Source organism: Streptomyces sp. JH14 (assembly GCF_029428675.1).
Taxonomy (GTDB): Bacteria; Actinomycetota; Actinomycetes; order Streptomycetales; family Streptomycetaceae; genus Streptomyces.
Genome location: NZ_JAJNEL010000001.1, coordinates 627,937 through 653,371 on the forward strand (window position 1 = coordinate 627,937; position 25,435 = coordinate 653,371).

Consider the following 25,435-nt stretch of genomic DNA (forward strand, 5'->3'; position numbering starts at 1 on the left):
GGGACGCCCAACGGCAGGCCCACGAACGGGACATGGGAGCGGGGTGCGGCCCGCTGTTCATCTGAGGTTGGTGTGCTCGCCGCCGACAGGCACAAAGGTGGGGCCGGTCGACCGGCCACCCGTACCTCTGTCCCGCTGCCCCGGAGGCACCTTCATGTCGTACCGTCCACGCATTCCCGTGCCGGACCGCCGCGCTGTGCTGCGCGGTTCCCTGGCCGCTTCGGCCGCGCTCACGCTCCCCGTGACTGCGGGGGCGGCCCCGGCCTTCGCCCTGTCCGGCCGGCCGCGCGCGGCCTGGGGCGTTCAGGTCGGCGACGTCACCGCATCGTCGGCCCTGGTCTGGGTGCGTTCCGACCGTCCGGCGCGGATGATCGTGGAGACGTCGGCCACCGAGTCGTTCCGGCGGGCCCACACCTGGGACGGGCCTCTGGTCGGTCCCGGTACCGACTTCACCGGCACGACACCGCTGTACGGGCTGCCTGCCGGCGAACAGGTGCACTACCGGGTGACGCTCGCGTCCCCGGACGATCCGCGCCGGACCGGTGAGCCGGTGTACGGGACGTTCCGTACCGCGCCCGCCCGCCGCCGGGACGGGGTCCGCTTCCTGTGGTCCGGCGACATCGCGGGACAGGGCTGGGGCATCAACCCGGACATCGGTGGCTACCGGGTGTACGACGAGATGCGCCGTCTCGACCCGGACTTCTTTCTCTGCAGCGGCGACAACATCTACGCGGACGGGGTGATCGAGCCGAGCGTGACGCTGCCCGACGGCCGGGTCTGGCGCAACATCACCACCGAGGAGAAGTCGAAGGTCGCCGAGACGCTCGCGGAGTACCGCGGGAACTTCCGTTACAACCTCCTCGACGACAACCTGAGAAAGTTCAACGCACAGGTGCCGTCGATCATCCAGTGGGACGACCACGAGGTCCGCAACAACTGGTACCCGGGCCAGATCCTGGACGACGTCCGGTACACCGAGAAGAACGTCGACGTCCTGGCCTCGCATTCGATGCAGGCGTTCCGCGAGTACTTCCCGGTGTCCACGCTGCACACGTCGTCCGGCGACGGCCGGGTGCACCGGGTGGTGCGGCACGGCCCGCTGCTCGACGTGTTCGTCCTCGACATGCGGTCGTTCCGCAATGCCAACTCCCCCGGCCGGCAGCCCGACGACGCCACGGGCATCCTCGGCGCCGAGCAGCTCGAGTGGCTCAAGCGCGAACTGTCGCGGTCCCGCGCGGTGTGGAAGGTGATCGCCGCGGACATGCCGCTGGGGCTGGTCGTCACGGACGGCGCGACGAACTTCGAGGCCGTGGCCCAGGGCGATCCCGGCGCCCCGCTCGGCCGTGAACTGCAGATCGCGGAGCTGCTGCGGTTCATCAAGCACCGCCGGATCACCGGCACTCTCTGGCTGACGGCCGATGTGCACTACACCTCGGCGCAGCATTACGCCCCCGACCGCGCGGCGTTCAAGGACTTCGCACCGTTCTGGGAGTTCGTGTCTGGCCCGCTGGCCGCGGGCGGCTTCCCCGCCACTGCGCTGGACGGCACGTTCGGCCCCGACCAGGTCTTCGTGCGCGCGCCCGACCGGGCGAATGTGTCGCCGATGGAGTCGCCGCAGTTCTTCGGCGAGGTCGACATCGACGGTGACAGTGGCGAGTTGACGGTGCGGCTGCGGGCCCAGGGCGGCTCCGTGCTGTTCAGCAAGGTGTTGCAGCCGGGACGAGTGGGACAGTGAACCTGCCCTGCTGACCTCCATGGGCGGGGGCCGCGGGCGGCCGTCCGAGACCGATTGTCAGTGGTGGGTCCTACGGTTTTTGCATGACCCGCTCCGTACAGGCCCTGGCCTACTCCCGCCCTTCCGCCCTGGAGTCGTCCCAGGCCGGGCAGTTGCTCGGCCTGGAGACCGCCGCCGGCCTCACTCCGCACGGCGCCGAGCCCCATCCCCGTTTCTTCGACGGCTTTCTCGCCTCGCCTCGGATCGCCGCCCGCGGTCTGCTGGCCGTCGCGGACGTGGCGTCGGCCCGCTACTACCGGCGGACCCCGGCCACTTCGCTCGACCCGGTGGTGACGGGGAACGGCGACCGGCTGCGCTTCGAGTCGTTCTCCGGCTGCTGCGGGGTCCATGCCCGCCTCGATGTGCTGCAGGACGGGCTGGACGGCGCGGAGACGGGGCACGGCACGACGAATGTGGATGTCAACAATCCACTGCGGGAGGCGCTGTCGCGGATGACGGGGGACGATCCGCTGCATCTGCGGGTCGGCCCGCAGGAGATGGCGGTCACCACGCTGGACGGCTCGGTCGTGGAGAAGAAGGTGCCGCTGCCCGAGCGGTGGCTGCGCGGGTTCGCCGAGACACAGGTGGCCTCCGCCGGTTTCGATCTGCGGGCCGAGCTGCCCGCGGTGGAGGCGGTCAGGTTCCTGCAGTCGCTGCCGCGTTCGTCGGGCCATGCCTCACGGGGTGCGCAGTGGGTGGTGCCCGCCGGGAAGACCCTGCGGCCGACCACCCGGCCGACGGCGGGTGCGGTGTGCCTGCCCGGGCCCGAGCGACTGGCGGCGCTGCAGAGGGTGCTGCGTCATGCGACGGCGTTGCGGGTGTACGGGCCCGGGGCCGATGGCACGGCCGCTGCGAGCGCCTGGGAGGTGGTGCTGCCGGGGATGCGGCTCACGCTGACGCTGTCGCCCGATGCCTCACGCGGCTTCTCCGGTGAGGGCGGTGTGCTGGACGCGCTGGCCACCGGCGACGCGGCGGCCGACGCCGAGCTGGTGTCCGTGCTGCTGGCCTGGGAGCCGCGGATCGATCCGGCCGACCTCGCGGAGCAATCGGGTCTGACGGTGGGGCGGGTTCGGTCCGCGCTCACCCGGCTGGGCACAGCGGGCCGGGTGGGGTACGACCTCGCGGAGGCGGCGTACTTCCACCGGGAACTGCCGTACGACGCCGACCGCGCCGAGCGGCACAATCCGCGCCTGGTGGCCGCCCGGCAGCTGGCCGGCTCGGGGGCGGTCGCACTCGACGGGGAACTGGCGGCCGTGGCCTCGGGGGACCGTCGCTATCAGGTGAGGGAGCGGGACGGAGCGCTGAGCTGCACCTGCCAGTGGTGGGCCGACTACCGGGGACGGCGGGGCCCGTGCAAACACGCGCTGGCCGTTCGGATGGTCCGCCGGGGTGCTCCGGTTGCCGGGGGTGTGCGATGAAGGAGTTGCTCACTGCCGTACGGGAAGGGCGCAAGGAGGACGTCCCCGCGCTCCTCGCACCGCTGGACCGGGCGCAGCGGAGGCTGGCGCTGGCCGAGTTGAAGGCGCTCCGCAAGGAGGCGCGGGAATGGGGATGGCGTGAACAAGACAAGATCCGAAAGGCCCTGCTGATCGCGGGTGCGGGCTGTCACAGCGGAGCCGCGGGCTGCGCCACCTGGATCGGCGGCCGGGAGCTGCGCGACTGGACGCGATCCCCCTACCCGCTTGTCCTCGAAGCTCTTGCGGACCGTGACCCTGCCTGGCTCGGCGACCTGGCGCATCGGCTGGCAGCGCGCCCCACTGCCACCAGGATCGACTACCGGTTCGTGTCCGAGCTGGCGAAGCTGGCACAGTGCCCGGTGCCCGCCACGGAAGGCTACGTGCTGGGCTGGGCGGAGACGGTCTACGTCGCGCAATGGCAGCAGAAGGACCGGCGACCGCTGATCGACATACTGCGCGCCGATCCGCACTTCACGGTTCTCGTCCCTCGCCTCTTCGAGACCACGGCGCTGCCCCCGCAGGTGATCTGGTACGGCGATCCGGACGCCCGCCCCGGCGACCACTGGCCCACCGCCCTGGTCACCTTGGCGGAAGAGGGGGTACTGGAGCGCGCCGTGCTCGTCAACAGCTGTGTGACACGGCTGCTCCGTGGCGGGAAACCCGGCGATCTGCGGTTCTTCCTCGAGGTGTTGCGTCAGCTCGCGCTGACCGAGCAGGAGGAGGCCGAGCGGGTCGCCGACTGGATCGGGATGGCGGCGGACGGCATTTCCACCGTCGCGGGGCATGCACAGGAGGTGCTTGCCCGGCTGGACGAACGCGGCGGGCTGGCCACGCGGGATCTTGCGGATGCCTCGGGTCCGGTGCTGTTCCGTACCGAGAAGAAGCTGGTCCGGGCCCAGCTCGTGCTGCTGGGCAAGGCGCTGCGCCGCGACGCGTCGACCGCCGAGGAGCTGCTGCCGGTCGTCGCCGAGGCCTTCGGGCACGAGGACATCGACATCCAGGAACGGGCACTGAAGCTGGTGGCACGGTACGCACCTGCTCCCGGCGATCCGCTCCGCGAGGAACTCGCCCTGTCCGCAGCCCTGTTGGGTCCGGTGAACCGGGCCGCGGCGGCCGGGGTGTTCGGGAATCTGCTCGCCGCCGCACCGCCGACCGAGCCGCATGAGGAACTCCTGCCGCCCGTCTCTGCCCCGCGTCTCCTCGAACCGGCACCGCAGACGCCGGCCGAGCTCGTCGAGGAGGTGGTGGCGCTGGTGAGATCCGGGTCGCGGGACGTCACCGCTTTCGAGCGGGCCCTGGACGGGCTGGTCCGCCATGCCCATGCGGACCGGCCGGCGCTGGCCGACGCGTTGCGCGGTGCGCTGGCGGGTCGGTGGTGGCTGGACGACGACGCGCTGTCGGGTGTCGAGCAGCGGCTCACCAGGGAGCCGGGCGTCGAACTCGTCGTGGCCGTACTGCTGGAAAGGGTGCCGGTGCGCGCGGTGCATGACGGGCTCGCCGCCTGGACCGGAACCGCGAGCTGTGTGCACGTCGCGTTCGACGCGGTGCTCCGGGCGCGGCTCTGGGAGGCCGCCTACTCCGTATTGATCGGCAGGTCGCCGTTTCTGCTGGCCACGCCGACGTGGCGGACGGGCTCGCTGGACCCCGCCGTGCTGGTCGGGCGACTGCGTGCGTATCAGCGGCTCGGCGTCGAACCCGGGGCCGCCGACTTCGCCCAGGCGCTGTTGCGGGTACGGCGCAGCGGTCAGCACGAGGCAGCGGCGGCGGCCGCCCTGCTCGGCACTGCGCAGGGCGATCGGCTGGCCGCCTGGCTGAACGCGGACGAACCGGTAGGACCCGTGGTGCCGCACCCCGGGGAGGGTGCACAGCCTCCGGCCCGAGACGAGTGGCAGCGGTCGACGGCCGGGGCGCGGCGCGTCCTGCCGGCCACCGGGGAACGGCCGGTCGTCCAGCAGGAGTTCCCGCCCCCGTTCCGCCGGCTGGGCAGTCCGCACCTGGCAAACCCGCGCCAGTGCTACCACTGGGGTGAGCGGCCAGGATTCTGGTTCGCCACTCTGCCCGAGGACGGCGAGACAGTGGCCACCTGGCTGCTTCCCGCCATCACGGCCTGTGCGACCGAAGGACAGCGGGGTGCGGCCCGGTCACTGCCCGGGCTCGTCGAACTCGGCGGCCCGGCTGCCCAGGCCATCCATCTCGCCCTGGCGTACGGGCTGGGGGCGCGCCATCCGGAGGACCGGCTGTCGGCGGTGGACGCCCTGCTGGTGCTCGCGTCCCAGGGCAGGCTGGACGCGGCACTGCTCGGCAGGGAGCTGGCGGTTCTCGTCGACCGCGACCTGGTGAAGCCCAACCGGCTCGCGGAGTCCGCCCGTACGGCTGCCGCCACCGGCGCCTGCGGAACGGTGCTCTCCGTCCTGTCGGCCGTCCTGCCCCCGCTGCTGGCGTACGAGAAGGCTCCGCGCGGGCTGAGCGACCTGCTGTCCGTGGCCGCCGACTGCACGGAGCGCTGTGGTCCGGTCGGGGCCGGACCGATGACCGGGCTCTCCGCAGTGGCCGCGCGCGGCGGATCGTCGCAGCTGGTGCGCCAGGCAGTGCGGCTGCAGGCCGCCCGGGAGCAGTGTGCGGGCTCGGCAGCCGTGGACATCGTGCCGTAACCGGACGCGTCGCGCTGTCACGCGGGGCGGGCCTTCGGCCGGCCGCGCCCCACCGCGCGCACCCGGTGCGAACCGTTCACAGGCTGCCGTCACCTCGCACGCGCACCGCCGCCATCGCCCTCACTCACGACATCAACCAGCCAAAAAGCGGTGATAGAGGACCAGATGCACACTTAACCCATCAGTCACAAGGCGTTCGTGATCAGGCAACACCACTCCGTCACAGTGAAGCCATGACTGACGTGACATCCGCGAAGAGCTCCCGCCGCCCCCACCACTGGCGGCACGACCTGATCGAACTGGCCGCACTGTTCACCGCGGTCGCGGTGGCCGACGCGATCGCCAACCTCATCGGACACCAGCCGGACGGGCCGTACCTGCTGATCGCCTCGGCCGTGGCACTGGCGGCGACGGCCGCATTCCACACGTGGTGGGCACGACGGCACAGTCACGCGCCGCCGCCGACCGCCGTTCCCGGCAGCGCGGACGCGTCCCGCTCCGCCGACGTCCGCGCGGCCGCGCAGGGGACCGGCACCACGACCGCCGACATCGCGCCCGTGGCCACGGCCGCGGGCCGCGCCCTGTCCGACGAGGACACGGCGCTGTGGCGGATGCGTACCACCGTCCGTGACACCCCCGGCAGCCTGGCCTCGCTCTGCATCGCGCTCGCCCGGCACCGGGTCGACATCCTGACGCTGCAGACGCACCCGCTGGCCGAGGGCACGGTCGACGAGTTCCTGCTGCGTGCCCCCGCCGTACTCCAGGCCCAGCAGTTGAGCCGGGAGATCTCCGCCGCGGGCGGCAGTTCCACCTGGATCGAGCGCGCCGACGCGCACGATCTGGTGGACGCCCCGACGCGCATGCTGGGCCTCGCCACCCGCACTGCTCTCGATGCAGCCGAACTCCCCCTTGCCCTGCGCCAGTTGCTCGGGCGCTGCACCATCCACTCGCTCCCGGCAGTCTCGATCACCGGCCGCGCCACCGGCGAGACCGCGCCGGTCGAAGGGGTGCTGGAGGAGACCGTGATGCGGCTGCGCGACCCGTCCGGCGGCGCGATCACCGTCGAGCGGCCCTATCTTCCGTTCACACCGACCGAGTTCGCCCGGGCCCGCGCCCTGGTCGAGCTCGACGCCCGGCTCGGCCCCCGCGTCCCGCGCAGCGAGCACGTGCTCACGCTCCCCGAGGGCAACGAGATCACCGTGCGCCGTGCGGACCAGAGCGATCTGGCCGCCGCCCGGGCCATGCACGACCGCTGCTCCGAGCGGACGCTGCGGCTGCGCTACCACGGTCCGGTCCGTGACGCCGACCGCTATCTGGAACACCTGCTGAGCCCCCGGTTCGGCCGCACCCTGGCCGTGCAGACGGCCTCCGGCCGAGTCGTCGCCCTCGGCCACCTGCTCTGGGACGGCGACGAGACGGAGGTCGCCCTCCTCGTCGAGGACGACTGGCAGCGCCGCTGCATCGGCTCGGAGCTGCTCAGCCGCCTGGTGGCGCTCGCCATCGAGGCCGGCTGCGAGAGTGTGTACGCCGTCACCCAGGCGTCCAACACGGGCATGGTTGCCGCCATGCGAGCCCTCGCGCTGCCTCTCGACTACCAGATCGAGGAAGGCACGCTCGTCATCACGGCACGGCTGGAAGCGACTCCGGTACGGTCCCTGCCGCCGTACGAGCAGGCGGGGCACTGAGCGCCTGACACAGGTCGGCCCAGAGGTCCTCGACATCTTCCAGGCCGACCGACATGCGCAGCAGCCGGTCCCCGACACCCGCGGCCCGCCGGTCTCCCTCAGCCACGATGCGGTGGCTGATGGAGGCCGGATGCTGGATCAGGGTGTCGACGCTGCCGAGGCTGACCGCGGGCGTGATGAGCCGTACCGCGGAGATCACCCGGTGCGGATCCCCGTACACCTCGAAGGAGACCATCGCCCCACCCACCTTCGGGTAGTGGACCCGGGCGATACGGGGGTCGGCGGCCAGCCGTCGGGACAGGTCGGCAGCGGTCGCGGAAGCGGCCCGTACCCGCACCGGCAGTGTGGAGAGTCCCCGCAGCAGCAGATATCCGGCCATCGGATGCAGCACCCCGCCGGTGGCGAAGCGCACCTGGCGCAGCCGGGCCGCGAACTCCTCGTCGCAGGCGACGACTCCGCCCATGACATCGCCGTGTCCGCCCAGGTACTTGGTGGCGCTGTGCAGGACGATCGCGGCCCCCTGCTCGACCGGGCGCTGAAGGACGGGGGTGGCGAAGGTGTTGTCGACGAGCAGGGGCACCGAGCCGCAGGAGTGCGCGAGCGCCCGGATGTCGACTTCGGCGAGCGTCGGGTTGGCCGGTGACTCGACCATGACCAGACCGGTGTCCGGACGGATGGCCTCCGCGACGCCCGCCGGGTCGGTCCAGGTGACTTCGGTGCCCAGCAGCCCGGCGCCGAGCAGGTGGTCGCTGCAGCCGTAGAGCGGGCGGACGGCCACCACATGGCGCAGCCCCATGCTCGCGCGGACCAGCAGGACGGCGGTGAGCGCCGCCATGCCGCTGGCGAACGACACGGCGCTGCCGGTCCCTTCGAGCCGGGCCAGTGCCGTCTCGAAGCGGGCCGTGGTCGGGTTGTCGAGCCGGGCGTAGACGGGCGGCCCGTCGAGCCTGGCACCCGTGGTGGCGAAGGCGTCGATCCGTTCCGCCTCTCCCCGGGAGTCGTACGAGGGATAGGTGGTGGACAGGTCGATCGGCGGGGCGTGCAGGCCGAGTGCGGCCAGGTCGTCGCGTCCGGCGTGCACGGCTTCGGTGGCCAGGGCCCTGGACCGGAATGTCATCCGGGGCTGCATCGAGGCTTCAGTGTCCATGACACCACTCTGAACACTCACCGGGCCTTGGTGGTGAGACGCCGTGCTACGTTCGGCACATGGCCGATTCTGTCGTTCTGGACCCGGTGGACCTGCACATTCTGCGGCTGCTGCAGAACGATGCCCGGACTACCTACCGCGAGCTGGCCGCCGAAGTCGGCGTCGCAGCGTCGACCTGCCTGGACCGGGTGACCAGACTGCGTCGCTCGGGAGTCATTCTCGGCCACCAGTTGCGGCTCGACCCGGCCCGGCTCGGCCGTGGTCTCGAGGCGCTGCTCCTGGTGCAGGTCCGCCCCCACCGCAGGGAGCTCATCGGCCCGTTCGTCGAGCGGATCAGGGGGCTTCCGGAGTCCCGTGCGCTCTTCCATCTGACCGGCCCCGACGACTACCTGGTCCATGTGGCCGTCGCGGACACCGCGGATCTGCAACGGCTGGTGCTGGACGAATTCACGTCACGGCGTGAGGTGGCACGGGTGGAGACCCGGCTGATATTCCAGCAGTGGGAGTGCGGCCCGCTGCTGCCACCGTCGCCCGCGGCGCCCGGACGGGCCGCAGTGGCCGACTGACGGGGCCCGGCCACCGAGGCGGCGATCGAGCGCAGCCACCGTGTCCGGACGGTGAGGACGGACGGTGAGGACCGGCCACCGGAGCCGGCCGAGTCCGGCCGCGAAGCCGGAAGAACGGGTTCGGCCGGCAGGTTGTCACCTGGGCGACAGGAGGCCGAGGCCCGCACGCTAGTGACGCGGCACCCTTCGCCGTATGAGGATGTCCGCATGTCAGACACTTCACACAGCCCGCTGCCCCGCCAGGTCGCCGACGCCTATGTCGACGCATTCATCGAACTCGATCCGATCGCGGGCACTTATCTCGGTGTCACGGAATGCTCGCGCCGCCTCCCCGATTTCTCCCCCGCCGGCCAGGAAGCCCTTGCCGAGCTCGCCCGCACCACTCTCGTGAAGCTCGACGCGGCCGAGCAGCTGCCGGGGGCGGACACGGACGCCGAGCGCCGCTGCGGCCGCCTGCTGCGCGAACGCCTGACTGCGGAACTCGCCGTCCACGAGGCCGACGAGAGCCTGCGCACCGTCTCCAATCTGCACTCACCGGCGCACGCCGTCCGTGAGGTGCTGACGGTGACGCCGGCCGAGACCGAGGACGACTGGGCGGCCGTCGTGGAGCGGCTGCAGGCGGTCCCCGCGGCCCTTGAGGGGTACCGTGCCTCGCTCGCACTGGGTCTGGACCGCAAGCTCTACGGCGGTCCGCGAGCCACGGCCACCTTCATCGACCAGCTGTCCGAGTGGATCGGGGACGACGGGACGGGGTTCTTCGAGAGCTTCGTCGCTCCCGGCCCGGACGCGCTGCGCGCCGATCTGGACGAAGCCGCCCGGCAGGCCACGGAGTCCATGGTGGCGCTGCGCGACTGGATGCGCGACGTGTACGCCCCGGCGGTCGAGGGCGCGCCCGACACGGTGGGCCGTGAGCGTTACGCCCGCTGGTCACGCTATTTCAACGGCACCGATCTCGATCTCGACGAGGCCTACGCGTACGGCTGGTCCGAATACCACCGGCTGCTCGGCGAGATGAAGGCCGAGGCAGAGAAGGTGCTGCCGGGCGCCGGCCCCTGGGAGGCACTGGCCCATCTCGATGTGCACGGACAGCACATCGAGGGTGTCGACGAGGTCCAGACCTGGCTGCAGGCGCTGATGGACGAGGCGATCGAGGCGCTCGACGGTACGCACTTCGAACTCGCCGAGCGGGTACGGAAGGTGGAGTCCCGGATCGCACCGCCCGGCGGCGCCGCGGCTCCGTACTACACGGGTCCGTCCGAGGACTTCTCGCGTCCCGGCCGCACCTGGCTGCCCACCATGGGCGAGACCCGGTTCCCGGTGTACGACCTGGTCTCCACCTGGTACCACGAGGGTGTGCCCGGCCACCACCTGCAGATCGCGCAGTGGACGCATGTCGCCGAGAGTCTCTCCCGCTACCAGGCGTCGATCGGCATGGTCAGCGCCAACGCCGAGGGCTGGGCCCTGTACGCGGAACGGCTGATGGACGAGCTGGGCTTCCTGCCCGACGCCGAGCGCCGTCTCGGCTATCTGGACGCGCAGATGATGCGCGCCTGCCGGGTGATCGTGGACATCGGCATGCACGCGGAGATGGAGATCCCCGCGGACTCCCCGTTCCACCCCGGCGAGCGGTGGACGCCCGAGCTGGCCCAGGAGTTCTTCGGCAGCCACAGTGGCCGGCCCGCGGAGTTCGTGGAGAGCGAGCTGACCCGCTATCTGTCCATGCCGGGCCAGGCCATCGGCTACAAGCTGGGCGAGCGCGCCTGGCTGCTCGGCCGGGAGAACGCCCGCAAGGCGCACGGCGATGCGTTCGACGCCAAGGCCTGGCACATGGCCGCCCTGTCGCAGGGGTCGCTGGGTCTGGACGATCTGGTCGACGAGCTGTCGAAGCTCTGACCCCGGACAGCACTCGGCCGCCGTCGGCCTGCCCCGGCCCTGCGCCATGGGCCCGGCCGACGGCGGCCACCCGCATCCGCTCTCTCCGGTGAGAGTCCGGTGAACCGGCCGCGGGGCGTTCGCCCGGGTGGAGCGGACTCGGGACCGTACCGATACCGGGACTCCCGCCGTTCAGCAGCCGCATGCATCGGAGCCGACCGGCGCGGTGAGCGGGTCGGCGGTGAACCGCTCGCGCCCCTCCCAGGTCTCGAACTCGAAGCCCTCGCGCGCCCAGTACTCGAACCCGCCGAGCATCTCCTTGACCTGATAGCCCAGTTCGGCGAGAGCCAGCGCGGCGCGGGTGCCGCCGTTGCAGCCGGGGCCCCAGCAGTACGTGACGACGGGCACGGCCGGGTCCAGGAGGTCCCGGGCCTGCTCGGCGATGAGGGCGGTGGGCAGGTGGACGGCGCCGGGGACGTGCCCCTGGTCCCAGGCGGCGGTGGACCGGGAGTCGAGGACCACGAAGCCGGGGTCACCCTCGGCGGCGAGTGCGGCGGCGACGTCGGAGACATCGGCGTGGAAGGCGAGCGAGGCGCCGAAGTAGGCGGCGGCCGCGGCCGGGGAGGCCGGCGGAACGCGCAGGACGGGGTTACCGGCGGATGCGGTGAGCTGCGAAGTCATGACCGAAAATCTACGGCCGGTGCCCCGGTGCCGGAAGGCATGATCCTCGGCACTCCGCTTGAACCTCCGGGGATTTCCCTGTTCTCTGAGCGTGTGACCGACTATTCCCCGGACGCCACTGACTGGCGCATCCTCGACGTCCTGCAACGCGAGGGAAGAGCCACCTTCGCCGAACTGGCACGCGCCGTCGCCATGTCACCGAGCGCGGTGACGGAGCGGGTGCGCCGCCTGGAGGATGCGGGCGTCATCAGTGGTTACGCCGCCGTGGTGGACCCGGAGCGGCTCGGGCTGCCGATTCTCGCCCTCGTGCGGCTCCGCTATCCGAACGGCAACTACAAGCCGTTCCACGATCTCCTCGACACCACGCCCGAGATCGTGGAAGCCCACCATGTCACCGGCGACGACTGTTTCGTCCTGAAGGTCACCGCGCGCTCGATGAGCCACCTGGAAGCGGTGTCGGGAAAGATCGGCGCGCTCGGCTCCGTCACCACCAGCGTCGTCTACTCCTCGCCCCTGCCCCGGCGGGCCATCAGCCGCTGACCCCGCCGCCGACGCGGTGCTGCACCGCTGATCCGTGCCGTTCCTTGACCACTTCGAGCTGGGCGGGAATCCTGCGGCGCAGATCGCCGACGTGGCTGACGATGCCGACGCTGCGGTCCCGCTCGCGCAACGAGTCCAGTACGTCGAGCACCTCGTCCAGGGTCTGGTCGTCCAGGCTGCCGAAGCCCTCGTCGATGAAGAGCGTGTCCAGCCGGACCCCGCCCGCTTCATCGGTGACGACATCGGCCAGGCCGAGCGCCAGGGCGAGCGACGCGAAGAACGTCTCGCCGCCGGAGAGTGTCGCCGTGTCCCGCTCGCGGCCGGTCCAGGCGTCGACGACATGCAGCCCGAGGCCTGCGCGGCGGCCTCCGGTGCGCGCGTCGGAGTGGACCAGCGTGTAGCGGCCCGACGACATCCGCTGCAGCCGCGCGGTGGCGGCCGCCGCGACCTGTTCGAGCCGGGCGGCGAGCACATACGACTCCAGCCGCATCTTGCGTTCGTTGTCGGCCGATGTGCCGGCGGTGAGCCCGGCGAGCCGTGCGACGCGGTCGTACTCCTCACGCAGTGGGCCCAGCCTGCGCACTTCGTCCGCCGCGCGGCGCGACAGCCTGCCCAGTTCGGTGCAGCGCTCGCGGGCGGCGGCCAGCGCGGCCGCGGCGTCCCTGAGCTGTCGCCCGGCGGCGTCGTACGCGGCCTGCGCCGCGTCGGGAGCCGCCTGCGGGCGTTCGGCGGCGGCCCGGGTCCCGGTTTCCGCGAGCCGGTCGGCGACGGCGGCGGCCTCGGCCTGCCAGGCATCGATCAGGTGCTGGAGTTCGCGCTGCTCGGAAGCGGTCAGCAGGGTCGCCGCGGCGGCCTGCGGGGTGTCGAACCCGGCCCGGAACGCAGCGTCGGCGAGCCGGCCGTCCGCCTCCTTGCGCCGCTGCGCCGCCTCTTCCTCGGCGCGCACCGCCTCGGCGGCGTCGGCGAGCAGGGCGACCCGGCGCTCCAGCAGGGCCGCATGCGCGGCGACGCTGTCCGACTCACCGCGGGCGGACACCAACTCGGCTTCCAAGTTGGACTGTTCGCGGTCGAGCCCCTCACGTCGCGAAGTCCGCGCAGCGGCGCGGCGCTCGGCCGACTGCCGCCCTTCGAGCCGCTCGCCCTGTTCCCGTTCGGCGGCTGCGAGAGCCTCGCGCGCGGCGTGCATACCGGCAGCGGTGCGGTGCGCCCGGGCGTGCTCGGTGGCCAACCCGGCGACCCGGGCTTCGAGTTCGGCGACGGTCGGGTCGGAATCCGGTGACGTGGCGACGTCGGCCTGCTCGCCGGCGACGTCCGGCCCCGGCACCGGCGGTACCCATCGCGCCGCAGACCGTGCCGCAGCGTGCTTCTCGCGCACGACCCCGAGCTCCCGATCCGCTTCCGTACGGGCTTGTTCGGCCCGCCGGTAGGCATCGAGAGCCGTCTCCTCGGTGGCCCGGTCGACGTGCCCGTCGCCCGCGCGGGCCGGACTCGGGTGCTCGCCCGACCCGCACACCTTGCAGGCCTCGCCGTCGACCAGCTGCGCCGCAAGCTCGGCGGCGATGTCGCGCAGCCGTCGTTCGCGCAGCTCCAGCCACCTCTCGTGGGCGCCGAGGGCGTGCTCGCGAGCCGCGGCCAGCCGGTCCGCGGCGGCGTCCGCCTCGGCCGCGAGCGCATCGCGGATCCGGGCCGCGTCCAGCCGTCGGCGGGCCGGTTCCAGCTGTCCCGCCAGCTGTTCGGCACGGGTCGCGGACTCCTGTGCCGCTTCGATGCCTTCCTGCAGTCCGCGGCGGGTGGAGTCCCAGCCGGCGAGCCAGCTCTCCGCTTCCTGGATCAGCTCGTCATCAGCCCGGGCCTGCCGCTCCAGTGCGGCCCGCTCGGTGTCGATCTCCGTGCTGCGCCGTTCGGCCCGACGCGCGGCGTCGAGCCCGCCCAACTCCTGTCGGAGCCTGCGCTCCAGGGTCGCCAACTGGTCCGCACCGGCGTCGACAAGGTCGGCTGGAAGCTGGACGCGGGCCCGCTCACGGGCCACGCAGGCGATGCGGTGGTTCCGTTCGGCCTCGTTGCGCAACTCCAGTGCGGGGGCGACGAGTTCCGCTTTGCGGGCGCGAGCGAGCCGCTCGTGGTGCCGGTCCCGGTCGGGGCGGCGTGCTTCCAGTTCGGTGGCGCGGCGCCGCGTCTCCTCGTACCGCTGCTGGAGTCCGGCGAGTCCGCGCTCCGAGTCGAGCGCCTCATGGGCCGCCGTCTGCCGGCTCTCGGCGGTGGACAGGACGGACTCCGCGATGCAGAGCCGTTCCCGGGCGCTGCTGCGGGCAACCGCGGCCCACTCGAGTACGGCCTCGGCCAGCCCGGGCTCGCCGGGCTGGGCGTCCGGCAGAGGCAGCTCCCCGGCCGCCGGTCCGGCGGCCTGCGCGATCCGCTGGGCGATGGCGAGTATCTGTTCGTCCCCGGCCCTGACCTGCGTTTCGGCGGTACGGCGCAGTTCGGTGAGGCGTTCCTCGACAGCCGCGAAGCGGCGGGTGTCGAAGAGTCTGCCGAGCAGTTTGCCGCGCGCTTCGGCATCGGCGCGCAGAAAGCGCGCGAAGTCGCCCTGCGGCAGCAGCACCACCTGGCAGAACTGGTCACGGCTCATTCCAAGGAGCTGGGTGATCTCCTCGCCGATCTCCTGATGCGACCGGCTGAGCGCCTGCCAGCCGTGCTCGGGGTCGTACTCGCGCAGCCAGCTCTGGGCCTTCTCGGTGGTGAAACCGGCGCCCTTCCTCTTGGGCCGCGGCTGGGCGGGGCGCCGGGTGATCTCCAGGCGCCGTCCGCCGACGGTGAGGTCCAGCCGCACTTCGGTGGGGAGGCCGGCCGGGGCGTGGTCGCTGCGCAACGAGGTTCCGGGACTCTGGCGGGCGCCGGGCACCGCACCGTAGAGCCCGTAGCAGACCGCGTCGAGGACGGATGTCTTACCGGCCCCGGTGGGACCGTGCAGGAGGAAGAGCCCGGCAGCGGAGAGCGCGTCGAAGTCGACGTCCTGGGTGGCGCCGAACGGGCCGAAGGCGGTGAGGGTGAGTCCGTGGAGTCTCAACGGTTCACCTCGTGCACGGCGTCGTCCACCCGTACGTGTTCGAACGCACCGCGCAGCACTGTGCGCTCCCGTTCGTCCGCGCCGTTTCCGCCCCGGACATGCGCCACGAAGTCCTCCGCGATCTGCTGGTCGTCGCGCCCTCTCAGGCGCTGTGCGTACGAAGCGAGCGGATCCTCGGCCGTCCGCTCGGGTTCGAAGACGAGACTCAGGGTGTGCGGGAACCTGTCCGTCAGGCGGGCCATCGGCTCGGCCGGACGGACGGGGTCGGTGAGGGTGGCCTCCACCCACGCCTCCTCGTGGCGGGTCAGCGCCGGGTCGTCGAGAAGCGCGTCGAGGCGGCCGCGGAGGCGGGCCAGCGGCCGGGGTACCGGGCAGTCGATCCGCTCGGCGGCGATCGTGCCCGTGGCGTCGAGGTCGATCAGCCACATGGTCTTGCGGTGGGCGGCCTCGGAGAAGGAGTAGGCGAGGGGGGAGCCGGAGTAGCGCACCCGCTCGGTGACGGCCTGGCAGCCGTGCAGGTGTCCGAGCGCCGTGTAGTCGACGCCTGCGAAGACTCCGGCGGGGACGGCGGCCACACCGCCGATGGTGATGTCGCGCTCACTGTCGCTGGGCTCACCGCCGGCGACGAAGGCGTGGGCGAGCACGACGGAGCGGGTGGAGTCCGGCCGGGTCGCGAGGTCGGCGCGGACGCGGTCCATGGCAGCGGTCAGCACGGCCTCGTGTCCGGCCCGCTCCGCCTTGAACACGTCCTTGACGAGAGCCGGTTCCAGATACGGCAGACCGTAGAACGCGACGTCGCCGTGGTCGTCCCGCAGGACGACGGGGGTGGCGCACTGCGCGGGGTCGGTCCGCAGATGGATGCCCGCCCGGCCCATCAGCCCGGCACCGACGCCGAGCCTGCGGGCCGAGTCATGGTTTCCGGAGATCATCACCGTGGGTACGCCGGCTGCGGCGAGACGGTGCAGGGCCCGGTCGAAGAGCTCGACGGCGGACAGCGGGGGTACGGCCCTGTCGTACACATCACCCGCCACCACGACGGCATCGACCTCGCGGGCGCGCGCCGTCGCCACCAGATGGTCGAGGAAGGCGGCCTGGGCGTCGAACAGGGAGACCCGGTGGAACGATCGCCCCAAGTGCCAGTCCGATGTGTGCAAAATCCTCAAGAGCTGGCTCCGACCTGCATGTTTCTCTTCCTTCGTGCCCAGCACCCGCACCGGCGGTGCACCGGAGCCGCACCGCACCGGCACGGGTCCGCACGGTGCACCGACCACGCTAACGCCGGTGAGCCCCTGTTCTCCCACGAACCTGTTTCCTCACCCCGCACAGTCTCCCATCACGGACCACCGCCCCCGACGGGCTCAGGGAAAGAAGTGCGGGCCACCCCGCGTTCCGGCGCAGGCTGCGACGAGCAGCCCCGAGTACCCGGGCAACGGGGCCGGCAGCCGGACCCCGGCGACTCCGCCGCGGGACCGCGCCCGGCCGGCCAGGTGGGCCGCGGCAGCGCGCGGTTCACCTCGGACCGGCAAGCCTCCCCGTACGGATCGCCCGTCAGGCGTCGCCGTACGCCTCGCCGCCCAGCACCAGCAGCGCCTCACCCGCCGTCGCATCGGCCAGCCAGCCCCGGAAGCCCTCGACATCGGCGTCCGGCAGCCCGATCTCGATGATCACCGCTTCCGCGTACCGGACTTCGCGCACGGCCCGCCCGGTGGCGCGCAGATCGTTCTCCAGCTTGCCCGCCCGCTGGTGGTCCACGGTGATGGTGGCGAGCCGGAACCGCTGGCGGGTGATCGTGCCCAGTTCGTCGAGAGCCTCGCCGACGACCCCTCCGTACGCCCTGATCAGTCCCCCGGCACCGAGTTTCACGCCGCCGTAGTAGCGGGTGACGACGGCCACCACGTACCGCATCTCGCGGCGCATCAGCATCTGCAGCATGGGAACACCCGCGGTACCGCCGGGCTCGCCGTCGTCACTGGCCTTCTGCACGGATGCGTCGGCGCCGACGACGTACGCGAAGCAGTTGTGGGAGGCGGTCGGGTGTTCCCTGCGGATGCGTGCGACGAAGTCCTGCGCCTCCTGCTCGGTGGCGGCGGGCGCGAGCGCGCAGATGAAGCGCGATCGGTTGATCTCGGTCTCGTGCACGCCCGCTCGGGCGACCGTCCGGTACTGCTCCTGCATCCGGCCACCCTATGCGCACGGGCGGGAATGGTCCGCGGCCGCCGTCCGTTGTCCGGATCATGTACGCAGACGCAGCAGAGACCGGGACCGAGACGATCCGCAGGATCCTTCAGGAGACCGGCGACACCTGGGCCGTGGTGGGACTGTCCGCCAACGAGTCGCGCGCGGCCTATCGCGTCGCCGCGGTCCTGCAGCGCTTCGGCAAGCGCGTCGTCCCGGTGCATCCCAAGGCGGAGCGGGTGCACGGCGAGAAGGGATACGCGTCACTGGCCGACATCCCGTTCCCGGTCGATGTCGTGGACGTCTTCGTCAACAGCGAACTCGCGGGCGCCGTCGCCGACGAGGCCGTCGCGATCGGGGCGAAGGCGGTCTGGTTCCAGCTGGGAGTGATCGACGAGGCCGCGTACGAACGCACGCGGGCGGCCGGACTCGACATGGTGATGGACCATTGCCCGGCGATCGAAATACCCCTTCTGGAACGATAAGCGGCGTTCTGTTCCTCGGCCGAATGTGCGGGGTGTCACACACGGTGCTCCGCTGGGAGAATGCCTACTTGTGACTGTCACCGGTGCACCGCGCGCCAGGGGCGCGGGCCACTGCCGAAGCGGGCTCGCCGATCAGCTGGCCGGGCTCGGCCTGGAGCGGAACGGCGTACTCATGGTGCATGCGTCGATGCGCGCGGTGGGGACCGTGCGCGGCGGGGTCGCTGCCGTCATCGGCGCGCTGCGGGACGCGCTCGGTGAGGACGGCACCCTGGTCGTCCCCTCGTTCACACCGGAGAACTCCGACACGTCCCCGCACTATCTCGAACGGGTCCGGGGCCTCACCGACCGGGCCCGGAAGGAAGTGCGCGCAAGCATGCCGCCCTTCGACCCCGCGACGTCGGCCGCACCGTCGATGGGCCGTCTCTCGGAGGCTGTAAGGCTGACGTCGGGTGCAGCACGCAGCGGACACCCCCAGACATCGTTCACCGCGCTGGGTCCCCTGGCCGGGAAGCTCGTCGCGCACCACCGCCCCGACTGCCATCTCGGCGAGGACTCCCCACTGGCCGGCCTCTACGACGTACGGGCCCAAGTGCTGCTGCTGGGCACCGGGTTCGACACCTGCACCTCGTTCCACCTCGGCGAGTACCGCGTACCGGACCCGCCGCGCCGCACCTACCGCTGCGTGGTGACCACCGATGGCAGACGCCACTGGTGGGAGTACGAGGACGTCGCGCTGGACGACAGTGATTTCGCGGCGCTCGGAGCGGAGTTCGAGCGCGCGGACGACGGCGCGGCCGTACGCTCGGGCCCGGTCGGCTCGGCCACGGCCCGGCTCTTCCGTCTCACCGACGCGGTGGACTTCGCCGCGCGCAGCCTTCCCCGCCACCGGGCAGCGCGGCGGTAACGCGGCCCGGCGTCGCGCCGGTTCCCGGTGCGCGGCGCTGCCGGCCCGGCCCTCGGGTCGTGTCGCGGGCCGCCGCCGACGCCACGTGGAACCGCAGCGGTCTCACACCTCGACGCCGAGCCCCTCGACGATCACCGCGTTCGGCAGCGCCGCAAGTGCCTTGCCCGGGAGGATCAGCTTGCCCCGGCGGCTGCCACTGCCGATCAGCACCCACTCCTCGTCCACCACGGCGGGATCGAGCAGGAGCGGCCAGCCGTCCGGGAGTCCGACCGGGGTGATGCCCCCGTACTCCATGCCGGTCTCGCCGACCGCCGTGTCCATGGAGGCGAACGACGCCTTGCGGGCGCCGAGGTGCCTGCGGACCGCCCCGTTCACATCGACGCGGGTGCTGGAGAGGACGACGCAGGCCGCCAGGGTGACTTCGCCTCCGCGCTTGCCGGCCACGACGACGCAGTTGGCCGACCGGTCGAGCAGGTCGGCACCGTGGTGGGCGACGAAGACCGCCGTGTCGGCGATCGCCGGGTCCGTGTCGACGTGGATGATCCGGTCGGCGGGGACGCCGCCCCAGCCCTCGCGCACGGCCTTGGCGACCGGCGGGGTCAGGAGACCGATGCGGTCGACGGCGGGGCCCGCGTCCTCGAAGGTTCCGATGGGTGCACGCATGAGCGCCACGCTAACAGCCGCCGCGCGACGGGCGATCGGCCGTCTCAGCGTACGGGCGGGATGGACACCGCCATCGTGAACTCGGCGGGTTCGGAGCCTTCGTTGCGGTAGGCGTGCGGGAGATGGGCCTCGAAGGTGGCGGAGCTGCCCGCGGGTACGGAATGCTCCTCGCCGTCGACCACGAGGGTGAGGACGCCCGCCGTGACGTGGAGCAGTTCGACGGTGCCCTCGGGGTGCGGGTCGGAGGCGCTGCTGTCGCCGGGGACCAGGCGCCAGGACCAGAGTTCGAGCGGCCCCCGCGCCTCCGTACCGACGAGCAGGGTGGTGGAGCTGCCCGCCTCGGTGGACCACATGCGCACCGCCTGGCTCTCGGGCACCAGCCGGACGTGCGATCCCTGTTCGTAGTCGAGCAGGGTGGTGATGCTGACGCCCAGCGCGTCGGCGAGCTTCACCGTGGTGCCGACACTCGGATTGGTACGCGCCTGCTCGATCTGGATGATCATGCCTCGGCTGACCCCTGCGCGGGCGGCGAGGGCGTCCAGGGTGAAGCCACGTTCACCGCGCCAGCGCTTGAGGTTGCGCGCGAGCGACTGGGTGAGCTGGTCGAGATCAGACACGTTCCGTCCAATATCCTGGATGACAGAGTCAAAAATACTGCACTACGGTGTGGTGCACCCAACCGTTCATCGCACTGTACTGCGAGGCCTGCCATGACAGCACTGTTCGCCCTGGCCACCAGCCTGCTCTGGGGGCTGGCCGACTTCGGCGGCGGGCTGCTCACCCGGCGTGCACCCGCGCTCACCGTGGTCGTGGTGTCACAGACCATGGCCGCTCTCGTGCTGGGCGTCGTCGTGGTGGCGACCGGGGGCTGGAGCGAGGCGGGACCGCAGCTCTGGTTCGCCGTGGCCGCGGGAGCGGTGGGCCCCGTGGCCATGCTGAGTTTCTACAAGGCGCTGGCGCTCGGCCCGATGGGGGTCGTGTCCCCGCTGGGCTCGCTCGGCGTCGCCGTGCCGGTGACCGTCGGGCTGGTCGTCGGCGAGCGGCCCGGACTGCTGCAGTTCGCCGGGGTCGGCGTCGCGATCGCGGGCATCGTGCTGGCCGGTGGGCCGGAGCTGCGCGGCGCACCGGTGCAGCGGCAGGCGGTGCTGCTGACCCTGCTGGCCGCGTTCGGCTTCGGAGCCGTGATGTCGCTGATCTCGCACGCCTCCACGACGGTCACCGGACTGTTCCTGGCGCTCTTCGTGCAGCGCGTCACCAATATCGCGGTCGGCGGTGCGGCTCTGTACGTCTCGGTACGGCGCGGTGCGCGCGCACTGCCCGAGGAGGGCGGGGCGGCCGCGGTGGCCGCCGCACTGCCCGCGCTGGCCTTCGTCGGCCTCGCCGATGTCGCGGCCAACGGCACCTACTCCCTCGCCGCGCAGCACGGCCCGGTCACCGTGGCCGCCGTACTGGCCTCGCTGTATCCGGTGGTCACGGCCCTGGCCGCGCGCGGGGTGCTGGGCGAGCGGCTGCGCGGAGTACAGGCTGCGGGGGCCGGTCTGGCCCTGGTGGGGACCGTGCTGCTCGCCACCGGATAGCGATCCGGTTCGCGGCTCCGGAACCCTCCCCGGGCGTCGGGCAGACCCTGCCCCTACCCTTCGTCCAGTTCCGCGACGGCCAGCAGCTGTTCGGGCGTGACATCGGCCGGGATCGGGACCGGAGCGGGCGTGCGCAGCGGCGGCTGCCAGCCCTTCGCCGGGTCCCAGCTGCGTACGACACGTGCGGGCGCCCCGGCCACCACCGCGTGGTCGGGCACCTCGCCGCGCACCACCGCACCCGCCGCAACCACCACATTGCGCCCGAGCCGGGCCCCCGGAAGGATCACCGCGCCGGTGCCGATCCAGCAGCCGGGGCCGATGGCCACCGGTTCCATGCGGGGCCACTGTCTGCCGACCGGCTCGTGCGGGTCGTCGTAACTGTGATTGGTGGACGTGATGTAGACGTACGGTCCGCAGTACGTGTTCGAGCCGATGGTCACCGTGGTGTCGGCGACCACATGGCTGCCGCGTCCGAGCACCACACCGTCGCCGAGGGTCAGGATCGGTGCGGAGCCGAGGTCCAGGTCCGGCATCAGTCCGGCGGTCAGGGTGACCTGCTCGCCGATGATGCAGTGGCCGCCGAGCTCGATCCACGGCTCACCGAAGACCGTGCCCTGCGGGAACGCGAGCCGGGTCCCCTCGCCGATGCGGCCGAACCGCAGTCCGCCGGGGTGCTCCGCGGTGACGGCGCCCGCTTCCTGTATCGCACGCCAGCCGCGGTGGACGGCCCGCGACAGGACGCGGCGGCGCCAGGCGGTGAGGGATGAGAACGTGTTGCTGTTCTTCGGCACTCGCTCACGGTAGTCGGCACGACCGGGCCGGTCACCGCGGTGTCCTGTGATGTTCACCCCACTCCACGACGGCGGACGGCCGTCGCATACGGTTCCCCTGGCCCGGTCGGCAACCGCGATCGAGCCACCGCGCACGAACAACCGCGGCCGGACCATGCGGCCGACCGAACCGGAGCACGGAGGAACGGGCGATGGCAGAGCAGGCGTTGATCACGGGCATGGGCGGCCACGAACCGGCCATCGACGTGACGGCCTTCACGGCACCGACGTCGGTCGTGATCGGCGAGGTGACCATGGCCGCGGGCTCCAGCGTCTGGTACCAGGCGGTACTGCGCGCCGACAGCGCTTCCATCACCATCGGGGCCGACAGCAACATCCAGGACGGCTGCACCGTCCACGCCGACCCCGGGTTCCCCACGACGGTCGGTGAGCGCGTCTCGGTCGGCCACAACGCCGTACTGCACGGCTGCACCGTCGAGGACGACGTCCTGGTCGGCATGGGCGCCACGGTCCTCAACGGGGCGCACATCGGCGCCGGTTCGCTGGTCGCGGCTCAGGCGCTGGTCCCGCAGGGGATGCGGGTACCGCCGGGTTCGCTCGTCGCGGGCGTGCCCGCCAAGGTCAAGCGACAGCTGACCGAGGAGGAGCTGGAGGGCATCAAGTTCAACGCGGTGGGGTACGTCGAGCTGGCCAAGGCGCACCGCCGGGCACACGCGGGCTGAAGCACCGCAGGAGCCGCCCGGCCGTCCGACGAAGGCCGGCCGCAGGCGTCTTTGGCCGTCGCTCGAAGGCGAGTACCGCAGGAGCGGTCGGCCCCATGAGCCGGCCGACGGGCTCAGTCCGCGACGGGTACGGACGCCGCTTCGGCGGCCGCACGTTCCTCGGACTGCGCCGCCGCCTTCTTCGCGCGGCTCCTGAGGACCAGCATCGAGGTCAGGCCGATCAGCAGCGCGACCACCAGTCCGAGCCAGGAGAAACGCTTCAGCCAGGCCTCGGCGACAACCCCCACCGAGTAGACGACGGCGGTGGTACCACCCGCCCAGGCGATGCCGCCCAGCACATTGGCGATCAGGAACTTCCAGTACGGCATGCGCAGGACTCCGGCCAGCGGTCCGGCGAAGATGCGCAGCAGCGCCACGAACCGGCCGAAGAACACCGCCCACATGCCCCACTTCTGGAACGACCGCTCCGCCATGGCGATCTGGTCCACACCGAAGTGTCTGGGGAACCTGCCACCGAGCCAGGCGAGCAGGGGGCGGCCGCCCCTGCGGCCGATGGCGTACCCGATCGAGTCCCCGACGACGGCTCCCGCCGTGGCGCAGACGCCGAGGATCACGGGGTCGATGCCGCTGTGCCCGGCGGCCAGCAGCGCGGCGCTGACAAGGACGATCTCACCGGGCAGCGGAATGCCCAGGCTCTCCAGACCGATGACGACGCCCACCAGGACGTACACGCTGATCGCAGGGACTGTCTCCAGCCACTCCTGGATGTGCAACGCCGGTTCCTCCCGTGCTGATGTGCCGTCGCCCGCCGGGAAAGCTCCTCGGCGCACGGCGGGAAGCCTACCTGCCGGGGCCACCGGCCGGACAGCGCGAAGGGCCGCCCCGCCCCCCGTCACGGGGCAGGACGGCCCAGGTAGGCGCCGTGGGGTCTCAGGCGTTCGGGCGAAGCGTCCAGACGACCGTCATCTCACCGGTCACCGCGCCGTCCGCACGCCGGATCTCGATGGTGACGGGGAATTCCGGCCGCTTGCCCTCGTCGAGTTCGGCGACGACGTCCGCCACCGGTCGGCCGAGGGTCGCGGTCGCGGTGACGACGCCCATCGCCAGCTTCTTGTAGCCGATCTCCGCCTTCACGGCGAGCGGCACGGCACGGGACAGCTGGTCGGCGAAGGCGGCGATGACGATCGCTCCGCTCGCCGACTCCGCCAGCGTGAACATCGCTCCGGCGTGCGGTCCACCGACGTGGTTGTGGTAGTCGGCCTGGTCGGGCATGCGGACCACCGCCCGCTCGGCGGTGGTCTCCAGGAACTCGAGGTTGAGGGTCCGGGCCATCGGAACCGTCGCGACGAGCATCTCCCCGACGGTCATCTGTTCAGCGCTCATGAGCCGAATGTTACTCACGGGTAGCACCGTTTGACCATACCTCTCCCCTCCCGGCGTCCACCTTGACCGTTCCCTCACGGGGGCGGCCGTAGCCGACCGGCCGCAGCCCCTCTATCGTTACGCCCCATGTGGCCAGGACAGCAGCCGCCCGGGGGCGAGCAGAACCCGCAGGACCAGAGTCAGAACCCGTATCAGCAACCGGGTTACCAGCAGCCGAATCCCTATCAGCAGCCGGGATACCAGCAGCCGGGATATCAGCAGGGCCAGCCGGGTCAGCAGCCCGGTTACCCGCAGCAGGGACAGCCGGGCTACCCGCAGCCGAACCCGTACCAGCAGCCGACCGTGCCGCAGTACGCGGTTCCCGGTCCGCCCGGTGCGCCGCAGCCCGGTGGCAACAAGAAGAAGTCGACGACCGTCGTCGCGATCGTCGCGGCCACCGCCGTGGTGGCGGCCGCCGTGGTCACCGGTGTCGTGGTGATGAACAAGAACGACGACAAGGGGGGTACGGACGTCGCCGATGACGGGAAGTCGTCGTCCTCCCCGAAGCCGTCCGACAGCGCGTCCTCGCCCGAGGCGAACCCGCGCGGCACCGACGGGGACGCCAAGCCCCTCATCGCCGGCTGGAAGGTCGTCACCAACCCGAAGTGGGGCACCCAGTTCGACGTGCCCGGTGACTGGGAGGTCGCCGCTCCGGGGGTGTTCTCCTTCTTCGAGGACGACAAGAAGGGCGACGGCTCGCCGGCGGTCGGCTTCTCCGCACCGGCGTACTACAAGAGCAAGTGGTGCGTCGACGACGTCGACAAGGACGGCACCAAGGAGGACATGAGCCTGGCCGGTGTCGGCACCAAGGGCGCCCAGGGGGCCAAGTCCACGGACGAGGCCGCCACCAACGAGGCCGCCAACTGGGTGTGGGCGGCCTATGCGCAGCACATGCCGAAGGGCACCATCAAGATCGGCAAGCCCAAGCCGTACACCACCAAGTCCGGTGTCACCGGCAGTGTCGTCACGGCCACCGCGCCCGGCGTCACCAAGAAGCACAAGTGCGACAGCGACGGCAAGTCGATCGCGTTCTCCTTCAAGAACAGCAACGGCGAGTACTCGTCGTGGATCCTCTACGCCGGAGCGGACGTCGAGGGCGAGCTTCCGGACACCACGATCCAGAAGATCCTCAGCACCCTGCGGCTCACGGACATCACCAAGTCCTGATCCACCGGTGACCTGTGCCTGATCCGGCCCGCTCCGGGGCCGGATCAGGCAATGCATTTGGCAGGGCGGGGTCCCGACAGGGATAGTCC

At 71.7% G+C, this 25,435-nt stretch carries 22 protein-coding genes; 12 read left to right on the top strand and 10 right to left on the bottom strand.

Annotated features, from left to right (window positions below; genetic code table 11):
* Window positions 1–154 precede the first annotated feature (154 nt).
* The 4 genes from LRD69_RS02845 to LRD69_RS02860 all read left to right on the top strand — a co-directional run bounded on the left by LRD69_RS02845 (window position 155) and on the right by LRD69_RS02860 (window position 7,567).
* Window positions 155–1,735 (top strand): alkaline phosphatase D family protein, encoded by a 1,581-nt coding sequence (locus tag LRD69_RS02845; protein WP_277324957.1) that lies wholly within the window; start codon window positions 155–157, stop codon window positions 1,733–1,735.
* A gap of 83 nt (window positions 1,736–1,818) precedes the next feature.
* Complete coding sequence (locus LRD69_RS02850) at window positions 1,819–3,192, top strand: SWIM zinc finger family protein (protein WP_277324958.1); 1,374 nt, start codon at window positions 1,819–1,821, stop codon at window positions 3,190–3,192.
* Window positions 3,189–5,882 (top strand): DUF6493 family protein, encoded by a 2,694-nt coding sequence (locus tag LRD69_RS02855; RefSeq protein ID WP_277324959.1) that lies wholly within the window; start codon window positions 3,189–3,191, stop codon window positions 5,880–5,882. The genes LRD69_RS02850 and LRD69_RS02855 overlap by 4 nt, the downstream gene beginning before the upstream one ends.
* A gap of 242 nt (window positions 5,883–6,124) precedes the next feature.
* Window positions 6,125–7,567 (top strand): GNAT family N-acetyltransferase, encoded by a 1,443-nt coding sequence (locus LRD69_RS02860; protein WP_277329603.1) that lies wholly within the window; start codon window positions 6,125–6,127, stop codon window positions 7,565–7,567.
* Here the strand turns inward: LRD69_RS02860 and LRD69_RS02865 are convergent.
* Window positions 7,503–8,714, bottom strand: a complete 1,212-nt coding sequence (locus tag LRD69_RS02865; RefSeq protein ID WP_277324960.1) for a PLP-dependent transferase — start codon at window positions 8,712–8,714, stop codon at window positions 7,503–7,505. The genes LRD69_RS02860 and LRD69_RS02865 overlap by 65 nt on opposite strands.
* Before the next feature lie 59 nt (window positions 8,715–8,773).
* Between LRD69_RS02865 and LRD69_RS02870 the strand changes: the two genes are divergently transcribed.
* Window positions 8,774–9,280, top strand: coding sequence for an Lrp/AsnC family transcriptional regulator (locus LRD69_RS02870; RefSeq protein ID WP_277324961.1), 507 nt, complete (start codon window positions 8,774–8,776; stop codon window positions 9,278–9,280).
* 207 nt (window positions 9,281–9,487) lie between these two features.
* Window positions 9,488–11,173, top strand: coding sequence for a DUF885 domain-containing protein (locus LRD69_RS02875; RefSeq protein ID WP_277324962.1), 1,686 nt, complete (start codon window positions 9,488–9,490; stop codon window positions 11,171–11,173).
* A gap of 171 nt (window positions 11,174–11,344) precedes the next feature.
* Here the strand turns inward: LRD69_RS02875 and LRD69_RS02880 are convergent, their stop codons facing one another.
* Complete coding sequence (locus LRD69_RS02880) at window positions 11,345–11,833, bottom strand: rhodanese-like domain-containing protein (RefSeq protein ID WP_277324963.1); 489 nt, start codon at window positions 11,831–11,833, stop codon at window positions 11,345–11,347.
* 93 nt (window positions 11,834–11,926) lie between these two features.
* On the opposite strand from LRD69_RS02880, the gene LRD69_RS02885 reads away from it, so the two are divergent.
* The gene (locus tag LRD69_RS02885; RefSeq protein WP_277324964.1) at window positions 11,927–12,373 is read left to right on the top strand and encodes an Lrp/AsnC family transcriptional regulator; all 447 of its coding nucleotides are present in this window, start codon (window positions 11,927–11,929) and stop codon (window positions 12,371–12,373) included.
* On the opposite strand, the gene LRD69_RS02890 is transcribed toward LRD69_RS02885, so the two are convergent.
* From LRD69_RS02890 to LRD69_RS02900, 3 genes are all read right to left on the bottom strand, one after another.
* Window positions 12,363–15,440 (bottom strand): SMC family ATPase, encoded by a 3,078-nt coding sequence (locus tag LRD69_RS02890; protein ID WP_277324965.1) that lies wholly within the window; start codon window positions 15,438–15,440, stop codon window positions 12,363–12,365. The genes LRD69_RS02885 and LRD69_RS02890 overlap by 11 nt on opposite strands.
* A complete protein-coding gene (locus tag LRD69_RS02895; RefSeq protein ID WP_277324966.1) occupies window positions 15,437–16,603 on the bottom strand; it encodes an exonuclease SbcCD subunit D in 1,167 nt (388 codons plus the stop codon). The genes LRD69_RS02890 and LRD69_RS02895 overlap by 4 nt, the downstream gene beginning before the upstream one ends.
* 385 nt (window positions 16,604–16,988) lie before the next feature.
* Window positions 16,989–17,615, bottom strand: coding sequence for a YigZ family protein (locus LRD69_RS02900; protein WP_277324967.1), 627 nt, complete (start codon window positions 17,613–17,615; stop codon window positions 16,989–16,991).
* 59 nt (window positions 17,616–17,674) lie between these two features.
* On the opposite strand from LRD69_RS02900, the gene LRD69_RS02905 reads away from it, so the two are divergent.
* Both LRD69_RS02905 and LRD69_RS02910 read left to right on the top strand, forming a co-directional pair.
* A complete protein-coding gene (locus tag LRD69_RS02905; protein WP_277324968.1) occupies window positions 17,675–18,100 on the top strand; it encodes a CoA-binding protein in 426 nt (141 codons plus the stop codon).
* A 136-nt stretch (window positions 18,101–18,236) separates the two neighbouring features.
* A complete protein-coding gene (locus LRD69_RS02910; protein ID WP_277329604.1) occupies window positions 18,237–19,004 on the top strand; it encodes an AAC(3) family N-acetyltransferase in 768 nt (255 codons plus the stop codon).
* 102 nt (window positions 19,005–19,106) lie between these two features.
* On the opposite strand, the gene LRD69_RS02915 is transcribed toward LRD69_RS02910, so the two are convergent.
* Complete coding sequence (locus tag LRD69_RS02915) at window positions 19,107–19,667, bottom strand: YbaK/EbsC family protein (protein WP_277324969.1); 561 nt, start codon at window positions 19,665–19,667, stop codon at window positions 19,107–19,109.
* A gap of 44 nt (window positions 19,668–19,711) precedes the next feature.
* Window positions 19,712–20,284 (bottom strand): XRE family transcriptional regulator, encoded by a 573-nt coding sequence (locus LRD69_RS02920; protein ID WP_277324970.1) that lies wholly within the window; start codon window positions 20,282–20,284, stop codon window positions 19,712–19,714.
* A 93-nt stretch (window positions 20,285–20,377) separates the two neighbouring features.
* Here LRD69_RS02920 and LRD69_RS02925 point away from each other — a divergent pair, with 93 nt between their 5' ends.
* Window positions 20,378–21,244, top strand: coding sequence for a DMT family transporter (locus tag LRD69_RS02925; protein ID WP_277324971.1), 867 nt, complete (start codon window positions 20,378–20,380; stop codon window positions 21,242–21,244).
* A 53-nt stretch (window positions 21,245–21,297) separates the two neighbouring features.
* On the opposite strand, the gene LRD69_RS02930 is transcribed toward LRD69_RS02925, so the two are convergent.
* On the bottom strand, window positions 21,298–22,035 hold the full coding sequence (locus tag LRD69_RS02930) for an acyltransferase (protein ID WP_277324972.1): 738 nt from the start codon (window positions 22,033–22,035) through the stop codon (window positions 21,298–21,300).
* Window positions 22,036–22,226: 191 nt separating this feature from the next.
* Here LRD69_RS02930 and LRD69_RS02935 point away from each other — a divergent pair, with 191 nt between their 5' ends.
* Window positions 22,227–22,757, top strand: a complete 531-nt coding sequence (locus LRD69_RS02935) for a gamma carbonic anhydrase family protein (protein ID WP_277324973.1) — start codon at window positions 22,227–22,229, stop codon at window positions 22,755–22,757.
* A 113-nt stretch (window positions 22,758–22,870) separates the two neighbouring features.
* On the opposite strand, the gene LRD69_RS02940 is transcribed toward LRD69_RS02935, so the two are convergent.
* Together LRD69_RS02940 and LRD69_RS02945 are read right to left on the bottom strand one after the other, a co-directional pair.
* The gene (locus LRD69_RS02940; protein WP_277329605.1) at window positions 22,871–23,530 is read right to left on the bottom strand and encodes a DedA family protein; all 660 of its coding nucleotides are present in this window, start codon (window positions 23,528–23,530) and stop codon (window positions 22,871–22,873) included.
* 157 nt (window positions 23,531–23,687) lie between these two features.
* On the bottom strand, window positions 23,688–24,125 hold the full coding sequence (locus LRD69_RS02945; RefSeq protein WP_277329606.1) for a DUF4442 domain-containing protein: 438 nt from the start codon (window positions 24,123–24,125) through the stop codon (window positions 23,688–23,690).
* A gap of 141 nt (window positions 24,126–24,266) precedes the next feature.
* On the opposite strand from LRD69_RS02945, the gene LRD69_RS02950 reads away from it, so the two are divergent.
* A complete protein-coding gene (locus LRD69_RS02950; protein ID WP_277324974.1) occupies window positions 24,267–25,346 on the top strand; it encodes a hypothetical protein in 1,080 nt (359 codons plus the stop codon).
* The last annotated feature ends 89 nt before the right edge of the window (window positions 25,347–25,435 follow it).

Bases quoted from the DNA above. Each gene is read 5' to 3' on its own strand.
- LRD69_RS02845 (WP_277324957.1), top strand. From the start codon at position 155: ATGTCGTACCGTCCACGCATTCCCGTGCCGGACCGCCGCGCTGTGCTG.
- LRD69_RS02850 (WP_277324958.1), top strand. From the start codon at position 1,819: ATGACCCGCTCCGTACAGGCCCTGGCCTACTCCCGCCCTTCCGCCCTG.
- LRD69_RS02855 (WP_277324959.1), top strand. From the start codon at position 3,189: ATGAAGGAGTTGCTCACTGCCGTACGGGAAGGGCGCAAGGAGGACGTC.
- LRD69_RS02865 (WP_277324960.1), bottom strand. From the start codon at position 8,714: ATGGACACTGAAGCCTCGATGCAGCCCCGGATGACATTCCGGTCCAGG.
- LRD69_RS02870 (WP_277324961.1), top strand. From the start codon at position 8,774: ATGGCCGATTCTGTCGTTCTGGACCCGGTGGACCTGCACATTCTGCGG.
- LRD69_RS02875 (WP_277324962.1), top strand. From the start codon at position 9,488: ATGTCAGACACTTCACACAGCCCGCTGCCCCGCCAGGTCGCCGACGCC.
- LRD69_RS02880 (WP_277324963.1), bottom strand. From the start codon at position 11,833: ATGACTTCGCAGCTCACCGCATCCGCCGGTAACCCCGTCCTGCGCGTT.
- LRD69_RS02900 (WP_277324967.1), bottom strand. From the start codon at position 17,615: ATGCAGGAGCAGTACCGGACGGTCGCCCGAGCGGGCGTGCACGAGACC.
- LRD69_RS02905 (WP_277324968.1), top strand. From the start codon at position 17,675: ATGTACGCAGACGCAGCAGAGACCGGGACCGAGACGATCCGCAGGATC.
- LRD69_RS02915 (WP_277324969.1), bottom strand. From the start codon at position 19,667: ATGCGTGCACCCATCGGAACCTTCGAGGACGCGGGCCCCGCCGTCGAC.
- LRD69_RS02925 (WP_277324971.1), top strand. From the start codon at position 20,378: ATGACAGCACTGTTCGCCCTGGCCACCAGCCTGCTCTGGGGGCTGGCC.
- LRD69_RS02935 (WP_277324973.1), top strand. From the start codon at position 22,227: ATGGCAGAGCAGGCGTTGATCACGGGCATGGGCGGCCACGAACCGGCC.
- LRD69_RS02945 (WP_277329606.1), bottom strand. From the start codon at position 24,125: ATGACCGTCGGGGAGATGCTCGTCGCGACGGTTCCGATGGCCCGGACC.
- LRD69_RS02950 (WP_277324974.1), top strand. From the start codon at position 24,267: ATGTGGCCAGGACAGCAGCCGCCCGGGGGCGAGCAGAACCCGCAGGAC.